This is a genomic window from ANME-2 cluster archaeon (assembly GCA_014237145.1).
In the GTDB taxonomy this organism is placed as follows: domain Archaea; phylum Halobacteriota; class Methanosarcinia; order Methanosarcinales; family Methanocomedenaceae; genus Methanocomedens_A.
The window spans coordinates 23,978-34,774 of the sequence record JAAXOC010000011.1; the positions used below are offsets into that span (position 1 = coordinate 23,978).

Below are 10,797 nucleotides of genomic sequence, written 5' to 3' on the forward strand. Positions count from 1 at the left end.
TTTCATTCAATACAACCCTTATAGAGTTTTTACTTTATAATTTGGATTTGATGCTCGATGCATGATATAAAATTGGAAACGACCGCCCTGGTCCTGACAGCTGAGATATATAACAGGACCAAGGATTTGATAGCAGACGACCTTCCCTCTGAACTCAGGAAACACTACTGGGACATGAAAGAAAAAACGGTACTAAGGCCTATGAATGTCACTGCCAGGGATATGGAAGAACTTCTTGATATTCATGACCCCCAGGAGATTGCAAGTTCCTTACCTTTTATGGAATATGAAGAGTTTGGGCAGAAAATAAGACCTACCGTCTTTGACATCGCTGCCAAGTGGCTTGCAAAACAGGAGCATGGAGTGGAATATATCAAGAACAATCCGGTGCTTGCACATTTTTATGAAAATTATGATTCCCTTGATGTAAGTTATGAAGCAGCAATCGGACAAAATGAGCCAAAAGAGGCCAGCCGGCAGTGGGTTGATTCACTTATAGCGCATATCAGCACTGAAAAGGATACTGAAAACCTGCTTAAACTGGTACATATAACTGTGCCAGAGGAGATTGACCAGACCCTTGATAAGCTTGTACTTAACCAGGACCAGAAGGACGAAATGGAAAAGATGGTCAAGGCTATACAGTTCAAGGACTACCTGAAAAGGATAGGTCTTGTAGAAGTAGGAAAACTATTATTCGTGGGCCCACCAGGCACTGGCAAGACCTCCACTGCCAGGGCCATGTCAGCCAAATTGAAACTGCCATTTTTAGAGGTCAGGCTATCTATGATCACAGACCAGTACCTGGGTGAGACTGCCAAGAACATCGACCGGGTGTTCGACCTGGCAAAAAGGATGAGTCCGTGTATCCTGTTCATTGATGAGTTCGATTTCATGGCCAAGACCCGCTCATCTGATGAAAACGCAGCCTTGAAACGGGCCGTGAACTCCCTGCTCAAGGCCATTGACGAGATCAGCCTGGTAAAGCACGGGGTCCTGCTGATCGGTGCAACTAACCATCCACAGCTCCTGGACAGTGCCGCATGGAGAAGGTTTGATGATATTTTAGATTTCCCCTTGCCAGATAAGGAGATGCGCCAGGATATCCTGGATATTATCATAAGTGAGATCGAGGGGGAGTTCGATACTGAAGAGATCGCAGCAATAACTAAAGGTTATTCAGGTTCTGATCTGAAATTGGTAATTAGGGAAAGTGTCTTAAATGCCCTGATGACCGACCGTATGGCATTGAACCAAGACGACCTGATCCGGGCAGTAGGCGAGTTCAACAAGAGGACTTCATTGAAATACATAGCTGAAGAAGAATTATGAAAGTCATACTGCTGGGCACAGGGGATGCTATCGGTACACCTAAGATCGGATGTCATTGCCCCACCTGCCAGGACGCACTTAATGGCGGTCCCAGCCAGAGACTCAGGTTCTCGGTATTAGTGGAGGGACCGGAGGGGAAAGTGCTGGTAGATACCAGCCCGGACCTGAGATATCAGATGATATCCCACGGACTGGATCATGTTGATGCCGTTATCTGGACCCATGCCCACTATGACCATTATGCGGGTTTTGGTGATTTCCACCGTGTCCAGAACCATGTCCCTGTATATGGGCTGAAAGATACCCTGGAGTATATCCTGCAATACCTGGGATTCCTGAAACCTGTGAGGAATGAGGTAATGCCCCTGGAACCCTTCGAATTAGCGGGTCTTGAGTTCACATTGTTCCCTGTCAATCACCCGCCATTAAAGGAATCGGTGGGTGTTATGATCCGGCAGGGCGCTCGGAAAGTAGTAATTACCGGGGATACAAACGAAGATATACCCAAGGCCAGCCAGGATATCATACGGGATGCAGACCTGATGATAATAGATGCCATCGTTCCCCCTGGTATCAACCTTGTTAAACACTTGAACGCCAAGCAAGCTGCCGAACTTGCCAGACGGCTTGGTGCCAAAAAAGTGGTGTTCACCCATATCAGCCACATGTTCCCACCCCACGCAGAGGCTGTCAAAGAATGGCCACTGGGTGTGGATGGTATGGAGTTTTTAATCTGATTGTAACCTGTTGAAAATAAGAGGGGGCTGGCCTACCGCCTGCCTGAACCACCGCGCATTTGAACTGAGCGGGGGGTGCAGTAGATGGTGAGTACTGTCATTCGTTTCGATAATGCCCATATGATAAAGGGACTCAGCGTTGAAATTATAGTCATGGTTTCAATACATATTTCATGAATACTTTGCGTTCTGGCGTGCTTTGCGCTTATTCATTGATAATTTTGCCTGGAAACTCAAATATTGAGCTAGTATTCATCAAATAACTTATATATCATGATTGATAGTGTACCATAGGTGAACAAAATGGCCGGACTTATTATCTCAGAAAATTCAACAGCCGAAGAACTTAAACCCATAGCCTTGGCAATATATGGCACCATGGGACTTCCCATAACCATGCGAAGCAAGAACCATAACGGTCTCAGGGTCGAGAACAGCAAAGTAGTTGACTACAACTACACAGGGGAATACCTGGAACAGGCCTTAAATATCGGTAAGATCGTCCACGGTTTCGCAGGAAGCGGGCCGTATAAAGGCATGCCGGTCATAGTCTCACCTATAAAGAACCGTAACAGCGAGACCATCGCGGCATTGGGGACCGTAAACCTGTCAGGGTACATTGACCTGAAACGCTTTTAACCAGTACTTTCCTCTACAAGCTGTGCAAGCCTCTCCATAAGGCTGTCCACTATCTTCATCTTACGACCGTAGTTCTCAAGGTCCCCTGACTTAAGGTACTCCTGGGCTGCATCATAATTTGAGATAGTATCCTCCAGCAATTCAGTCATTGTCATATCCACAGTCCCGATCCCAGCAGGAATTGGGGCAGCACTTGACGTGACATTTATACCAATCACTTTCAGAAGTGCCTCTTCAAGCGAATCCTCCATAGCCACCCTGTTCTCGTACACTACCAGTATCTTCTTCAGTTCAGGGATGCTGGATGCAGACTCTGCCGAGATGTAAAGAGGTTCGATATAGAGTATGGAATCCTTTATTGGAATAACCAGCAAGTTACCCCTGATAACCTGTGAACCGCCCTGGCTCCACAGAGTCAGGTCTTTTGAGATATCCTCATCCTGGTCTATCAGCGCCTCGATCTGGGCCGGACCGTATATCAGTTTATCCTTTGAGAACTCATACAGTATCTTCTGGCCGTATCGTGGGGGGTCCTGGTTCACTGCCATCCAGGCGATCATATTGTCCTTGTTGACTGGTGTGAAAGGCAGCATCATTATGAAATCAGTGGAATCGTCCATTTCCAGCAGTACATTATAAGGCTCAACCTGTATCAATGAATTAGCATATTTCTCTTTTGCAAACTGCCATCTGTCCTCCCGGTTGTAGAACACCTCGGGCACTTTCATATGATAATCGGTATAGATGGTGGATTGTATCTGGAACAGGTCAGAAGAATACCTGATATGCTGTTTCAGGTCAGCAGGCATTGAGTCCATCGGCTTAAATACACCAGGGAATATGCTTGAATAAGCAGTGAGCAACGGGTCATTTTCGATGATATAATAAGTGACGGTCCCGTTGTATGCATCAACGACTGCCTTTGTGGAATCCTGGACATAGTTAGCCCTGGTGTTGCCGATCCACAGGTTTTCTGAGTAGGGATACTTGTCAGTTGTCACAAGAGCATTGACCATCCAGTAGATATGCCCGTCGTCACCCACAATTGCATAAGCATCCGAATCCTGGAGCAAGTACGGGGCAATAAGGCCGGTGCGGTCCAGCACATCACGTTCGATATGCAGTCTGCTGTCCTCATCAATATCAGAGGATGTAAGTATCTTAAGTTCACCCAGTGCGATGGTAGCGATGAGCTTGTTCAGTCCACTCATAGTGATCCCGCCTGTCCCGTCATATGTGTTGCCCACATTGGTATCGCCGCTGGGATAATCGAACTCATCCCTGCCCGTACCTGTAAAAATATATGTGTCTGTCCTTTCACCGTAGTATATCCTGGGCTGCTCTATTTCCAGCGACGGAATATAACTTACTGGCGGGATGTTCTCAATATACATATCTGGCAGTCCCTGGTCCACTACAAGGTTCACAGGGGACATGACCACCCCGATACCGTGGGTGTAGAGTACGTGTTTGTTAAGCCAGGTATCGGCCTTGCCGTGCAGCTGGTCATAGAATATCTCCCTTGCCGATAACCATACCTGTTGCTTTGTGCCGTCGATATCATACCTGTCCACATCCACGTCATTGAAGCCATAATAAGTGCGTATCGCCTGTTTCTGCTGGTATATGGTCATGAGGGGGCGGTAATCCCACAATCTGGCATTGATGATGGAAGGGTGCTCAAGGACATCATCGGTGAGGTTGTATGTCAGGGGATATTGCCTGACCTCGACCTCGTCAAGATCATAGGCGGTATTGGTCATAGCGATATTGTTCATGATGTAAGGTCTTTCCAGTTCCAGTTCATTTGGCGTGACCTTGTATTCCTGGATGACCACGGTGGCAATTCCACCAAGGACTGAAATGAGTAGCATGGCAGCGATCATGCCTGCCAGTATCTTCGGGATCGAAGGTACAGATGTGCTATCCAGCCATCCTGACACCAGTATCACCAGGGCCGAGAGTATGAAGATCGCAGCGAGTATAATAGGAATGTACTGCCTTATGGCCACATCGATATATCCTGCACCGTAGACTACGCCTGTTTCACTGTACAGGATATTGTAACGTCCCAGGTACGTCCTGGTGGCCAGGACAGTCAAAAAACCCCCCAGTACAATCCTGAAGTTCAAGGGTGCTTTCATCAACAGTTTCCAGTTAAATGTTGCATACAGGACTGCCAGGACAAGAAGCCCAAGGAGCAGGACTGTGAGTAAATAGCTCAGCAGGAATTTGTAGAACGGCAGTTCGAACACATAAAAGGTTATATCATTATTGAAAATAGGGTCGGCTGTGCCAAAAGGTGTCCGGTTCAGGTACATCAGGACATTCAGCCATGAGCCTGAGGCTGCCAGTCCCTGTATCACTGAGATCATGATTATCAAAATAATGGCAGGCATCTTTGCAGCCTTCACCCCTTTGGCCAGGTCACCTTTCGTTTCCATCTCAATGTATTCTTTTGGCTGCCCGGTGAAGAATTCCTGTTCCCACAGAGATGTGATACTCCCCCCAATTTTCAGGAGGGTTTTAATCCCGGATTGGAGTATCAAAAACAGGATAAGTGCTGCCAGGATCGTGAAAACCACTAACATCAGGATGCTCATCTTGTATTTAACAAGAAAAACGCTTGCATATCCCAATGAATCGAACCACAGGTAATCCAGGGCCAGCCTGGCCAAGGTAGGCAGTGTAAATATTGTTAATAGTATCAGCGCAAATATTGCTTCCCATTTATAGTTGAACTTTATAGCACATCCCTCCGAGCGTAGTTATTAAATGATGGGTTACAGTATTTAAGTCTGGGGTAACAGTATTGCAGTATTGAAATGATGGGTTACAGTATAATTATTTCCCGCAGCACAAACCTCTAAACGGAGCAATTTAATGAGTCGCATCATCCTTCATGTGGATATGGACAGTTTTTATGCCTCAGTTGAACAGCGCCGGGACCCATCCCTTAAAGGGCGTCCGGTTGTGGTGGGTTCTGACCCAAAAGGTGGGATCGGCAGAGGTGTGGTAAGCACCTGCTCATATGAAGCGCGGGAGTTCAGGATACATTCCGGAATGCCAATTTCCCAGGCTTACAAGCTGTGTCAGGATGCCGTATACCTGAGAGTGGATATGCAATTGTACAAGGAGGTTTCCTGCAGGGTCATGGAGATACTCAGGTCTGAAGCTGGCAGGTTCCAGCAAGTGAGCGTGGATGAGGCCTATCTTGACATCAGTGAAAAAGTCAGGGATCATGAAAGGGCTGTAAAGATCGCACAGGAGATCAAAGTACAAATAAAGGCACAAGAGGGGCTTACGTGCTCTATCGGCATTGCCCCCACCAGGTCGGCTGCCAAAATAGCCTCGGACCTGGACAAGCCTGACGGCCTGACAGTAGTAGAACCAGACAAGGTGGCCGGGTTCCTGGAGCCACTGGAAGTACGCAGACTGCAAGGGATAGGTCGTAAGAACGAGGAGATACTGCATGGGCTGGGAATCCGGACTATCGGGCAGTTGGCACGATTTGACAGGAACAAGCTGGTGGATGTGTTCGGCAAGTGGGGCACTGGAATGCATTTACTGGCGCAGGGAGTGGATGATAGTGAGGTAGAAGAGCGGGGCGTGACCAGGTCGCTAAGCAGGGAGCACACCTTTGATGTGGATACTGGTGATACTGCGCTTTTGTACGGGGCTCTGGACAACATAGCCGAGCTGGTGCACAAGTCATTGCAAAAGAGGGGGTTTTCATTCAGGACAGTATCTGTGAAAGTTCGTCAGGCAGATTTTACCACTTTTACCAGGGCCAGGACACTGTATCATGATACCAGAGACCAAAATACCATCAGACAGGTATCACATGAGCTTGCCAGGGAGTTCTTTGATGGCAGGAAGATACGGCTTCTTGGTGTCAGGCTGTCAAACCTGGGCAAGAACAAACTGCGACAGACCACATTTGAAGATTTTATATAGAAATGAATTAAGGTAGAGAAATAAAAATTAGGGGACCTAAGCCCCCCGTTTTTTATGCAAGAGAACAGATATACAAAGGCCTTATGGGGTGGGAGTGGGAGTATAGTAAAAAAAAGACCTCTGTATACCCTGCGACTCTTGGTTCGTTATTAAACGAACAATCTCTTAAATATTGCACATAATATATATCCGTTTTCAGAATAAATAAATTGTCAATGATTATACAGGATGAACAAATTGTCAATGAGTTCACAGTATAGACAGATTGGCTGTAACCAACATCATGAAGCGTTGTCAGGTCTGCCTTTCTGGTTAATATACAGCTGTTCTATTCTATCAAGTGTATCTGCTTCATCAGGACTCTTATCATCCCTCACCCTGACAAGCCGGGGAAACCGCAGTGCATAACCTGAATTGTAAGTCGGGCTTTTCTGGATTTCTTCAAAAGCGATTTCGAACACCACTTGTGGCACGAATTCCAGTTCCTTGCCATTCTCAACTACAATGAGTTCCTTGAACTGTGCTGTCAGGTCTTCGAGCATATCGTCAGTAATACCTGTTCCCACTCTTCCAATGGATAGAATATCACCTGATTCCTGCTCAATACATGCAAGCTGGAATGATCCTATAAAGTTAGCGCGCCGTCCTTCACCCCATTCCCCGCCGATAACCACCAGATCCAGTGTCTCCATAAGTGGCTTGATCTTAAGCCAGTTCTTCCCGCGCTTGCCAGGAGAATAAAGTGATTCCGGGTTTTTCAGCATCACACCTTCATGACCCGCTTCCAAAGCTTCACGGTAAATATCATTGATATCCTTTACGTCTGAAGTGATGACCTGCTCTGCAATCTTTAGTTTATCAGAGGGGCTCACACATTCAACCAGATGCGATCTTCGCTGTACCAGGGTATTGTCAAACAGGCTCTCACCATTGAAATATAACACATCGAACAGATACAATTGTAGAGGTATTTGTTCCTTCACCACATCCACATCATACTTGCGCCTGAACCGTTTGAGTATCTGTTGGAAGGCTCCTGGTTTACCATCAGGACCCAACACAACAGCTTCCCCGTCAAGAAGGGCTGATTCCGCTGAAATTCCTTCCCTTACCATTTCCACTATATCGGGCAGGGAGTTTGTTACATCTTCCAGGCGCCGTGAATAAATAGAGATCTTATCTTTGTTCTTATGGATCTGCACCCTGGCACCGTCGAATTTCCATTCAACTGCAACTTTGCCCATTTCATTAACAGCAGGTTCGATACCCAGGGATATCTGGGCCAGCATCATCCTGATGGGGCGACCCAGTTCCATGTCCAGGCCGGCCAGACCGCGTGTTCCGTTAAGTTTTGCTTCCCTTACAACCAGTCCAAGGTCATTTGTGAGCATATAGCCCCGTTCCACAGCATCTTTTGGTACATTGAAAGCTTTTGCAATGGAATCCCTGACAATTCCTTCACCCACCCCGATCCTCAGTTCCTCAATAGACAGCCGTGCCAGGTATACGGCCTCAATTGGTGTGGCCCGGCCGAACAGGAACTGTAAGTTCCTTGCCCTGGAGGACTGGGAGCCTTTGCCAGATGTAGTGGCAATATCAAAAAATCTTGTAAAAACGTCCAGTATGGATAGTACCGATTCCTCTTCCCCGAAAGCAGCAAGTGTGGATTGTGACTTCTTGGCTCCTGTCAGTGCTTCCCTGGCTGCAAGTCCCACATCCCCTGTCTCACGTACCAGGTTAATGATACCCTTTACAGGAACACCGGATGCCCTGGACAGGGAAGTATACAGCAAGCTGGGTCCGATACCAAGCTGCAATGGACTCCATACAGGGAACACCAGGCCCATAATGAACCTGGATACTATCTCAAGTTCGTCATCTTCCACGCTGGAAAAAAATTCCGCCACAACCTGCGTCATTTCAAGGGAACCTGGGATATTCTCGATACGCTGGCAAGTTTCTGCAAAATCCTGGAAACTGGTCATTCTCCCTTAATCTGGAATATGTTATCAAAACAGTTTCTATATTCCTGCAAAAGATTATGGGTCTATGGTCTATAATGTCTGCCCCATGAAAGAGGAAATGACCAGTGTGGATGTGGCTGCCATTGTATCCGAGTTCAATAGTGCCACACCCTGCCTGCTTGATGCAAAGATAGGAAAGATATACCAGACAGATAATGATGAGATCAGGATCACCCTGGCCATATACGGGCAGGGCAGGCATAACCTGGTGATACAAGCTGGCAAGAGGATGAACCTCACCCGGTATCCGCGCCCGGCCCCACAGTTGCCACAGGGGTTTCCCATGCTGCTTCGCAAACATATCACAGGGGGCAGGATAAAGCGTGTTTCCCAGCATGAGTTCGACCGGATCATCGAACTGGAAGTTATAAGGGCCGGAGTGACTACCAGATTGATCTCCGAACTGTTTGCAAGGGGCAATATTATTCTTACCGATGATGAGGGCAGGATCCTGCAGCCTATGAAACCTGTCAGTTTCAGGGACCGGTCGCTGCGCAGGGGCGAGATATATGAACTGCCCCCACTCCAGATGAGTCCGCTTGATGTATCGCCCGGCGACCTTACCGGTATATTCAGTAAATCGGACAGCGATGTTGTAAGGACGCTGGCCACCAGGTTAAACATGGGTGGCGTGCTGGCAGAGGAAGTGTGCCTGCAGGCAGGTGTAGACAAGAATAGACCTGCTGTGGATATGTTGGATTTTGAGGGGCTGCATGCGGCGATTGGCAAGGTTTTCGAACCGATATCCGCTGGAAAACTTGAGCCACAGGTGGTGGTAAAGGACGGTAAGAACATTGATGTGCTGCCATTCGGACTTATGCGCTACCAGGGTTTTGAGACCCGGAAGCTGAATAGTTTTAACCAGGCTATTGATGAATATTTCAGTGCTGGTATAAAGGTTGCAGCTCAAAAAGTGGCAGTGGAGCAGAAAAAGGAAGGTGTGCTTGAGAGGAGGCTAAGACAGCAGCAACAAGCTATCGAGAAGTTCACAAAGCAGGCAGCCGGGTTTAAAGAAAAGGGGGAACTGCTGTATGCCCATTACCAGCCTGTAGAGGAGATATTAAATATCATCACCGAGGCAAGGCAGCGGATGGGCTGGGATGAGATACGAAGCAGGCTGAAGGGTGCAGAGATTCCGCAGGCAAAGATGATCAGATCTATTGATCCTGGTTCAGGGAAACTTTCAGTGGAACTGGACGGTAAGAATGTGGATGTGGATATCAAGTTGACAGTGCCACAGAATGCCCAGGTTTATTATGATAAGGCAAAGAAGGTGGCAGGTAAAAGTTCCGGTGCCAGGCGTGCCATACTCCAGACTGAGGAACTGATAAGGAAACAGCAGGAGCCTGTGCGCACCAGGCAGTTGAAGGGTAAGATCAAGGTGAAACCGCGCTGGTATGATAAGTTCAGGTGGTTCGAGTCCTCAGATGGCTTTTTGGTTATAGGGGGCAGGGATGCGGGCACTAATGAGGAAGTGGTTAAGAAGTATATGGAAAAGCGGGATGTCTTTTTCCATACTGAAGCGCCTGGCTCGCCTGTGGTTGTTATCAAGACGGAAGGTAAGGAAGTTCCGCAGACCACGCTTGATGAGGCTGCTATGTTTGTGGTCTCCAACTCGGGTGTGTGGAAGTCAGGCCGGGCTGATGGTGACTGTTACTGGGTGACGCCAGGGCAGGTGTCCAAGACCCCTGAGAGTGGTGAGTTCGTGCCCAGGGGTTCGTTCATTATCAGGGGCAAGCGAAATTATATGACTGCCCTGGTGGGTGCAGCGGTTGGGATCCAGCTGAAGGGTGCTGTGAGGCTGGTAGGCGGGCCGCCAGGGGTTGTGCGTAGGCTGGCGCAGTATGTGGTTGAGGTGGAGCCGGGCGGGTTCAGCCAGAACGATATTGCTAAGAAGGTTTACAAGACGCTGGTGGACGAGGTGGGGGACAGGCAGCTGGTGAAGTCAATTGCTTCGCCTGACAGGATCGCTATGATGCTGCCGCCGGGGGAGTCGAGTGTGAGGAAGGGGTAGAATATATCAAGCAGTCTGGTAAAACAATATTTGTGCAATGTGATGTAATAGTTGAATAAATGTCCTGGGAGATAAAATATTTGGGAGAACATAT

7 protein-coding genes are annotated in these 10,797 nt (G+C 47.8%); 5 read left to right on the forward strand and 2 right to left on the reverse strand.

Features of this window, described 5'->3' with window-relative positions:
- Window positions 1-57 precede the first annotated feature (57 nt).
- The 3 genes from HF974_02210 (at window position 58) to HF974_02220 (ending at window position 2,708) form a co-directional block, all read left to right on the forward strand.
- Window positions 58-1,332 (forward strand): ATP-binding protein, encoded by a 1,275-nt coding sequence (locus HF974_02210; GenBank protein ID MBC2697154.1) that lies wholly within the window; start codon window positions 58-60, stop codon window positions 1,330-1,332.
- Window positions 1,329-2,069: an MBL fold metallo-hydrolase gene (locus tag HF974_02215; protein MBC2697155.1), complete on the forward strand. Its 741-nt coding sequence runs from the start codon at window positions 1,329-1,331 to the stop codon at window positions 2,067-2,069. Before HF974_02210 ends, HF974_02215 begins: the two co-directional genes overlap by 4 nt.
- A gap of 303 nt (window positions 2,070-2,372) precedes the next feature.
- A complete protein-coding gene (locus tag HF974_02220) occupies window positions 2,373-2,708 on the forward strand; it encodes a DUF2111 domain-containing protein (protein ID MBC2697156.1) in 336 nt (111 codons plus the stop codon).
- Here HF974_02220 and HF974_02225 read toward each other — a convergent pair.
- Window positions 2,705-5,455 carry a UPF0182 family protein gene (locus HF974_02225; protein MBC2697157.1) on the reverse strand — a complete coding sequence of 917 codons (2,751 nt, stop codon included), beginning with the start codon at window positions 5,453-5,455 and terminating at the stop codon, window positions 2,705-2,707. The two genes, HF974_02220 and HF974_02225, sit on opposite strands and share 4 nt — an antisense overlap.
- Before the next feature lie 136 nt (window positions 5,456-5,591).
- Here HF974_02225 and dinB point away from each other — a divergent pair, with 136 nt between their 5' ends.
- Window positions 5,592-6,665 (forward strand): DNA polymerase IV, encoded by a 1,074-nt coding sequence (dinB, locus tag HF974_02230; protein MBC2697158.1) that lies wholly within the window; start codon window positions 5,592-5,594, stop codon window positions 6,663-6,665.
- Between the two features lie 281 nt (window positions 6,666-6,946).
- Here the strand turns inward: dinB and HF974_02235 are convergent, their stop codons facing one another.
- Window positions 6,947-8,650, reverse strand: a complete 1,704-nt coding sequence (locus tag HF974_02235) for an ATP-dependent DNA ligase (protein ID MBC2697159.1) — start codon at window positions 8,648-8,650, stop codon at window positions 6,947-6,949.
- Window positions 8,651-8,735: 85 nt separating this feature from the next.
- Between HF974_02235 and HF974_02240 the strand changes: the two genes are divergently transcribed.
- Window positions 8,736-10,703: a fibronectin-binding domain-containing protein gene (locus HF974_02240; protein MBC2697160.1), complete on the forward strand. Its 1,968-nt coding sequence runs from the start codon at window positions 8,736-8,738 to the stop codon at window positions 10,701-10,703.
- Window positions 10,704-10,797: the final 94 nt, after the last annotated feature.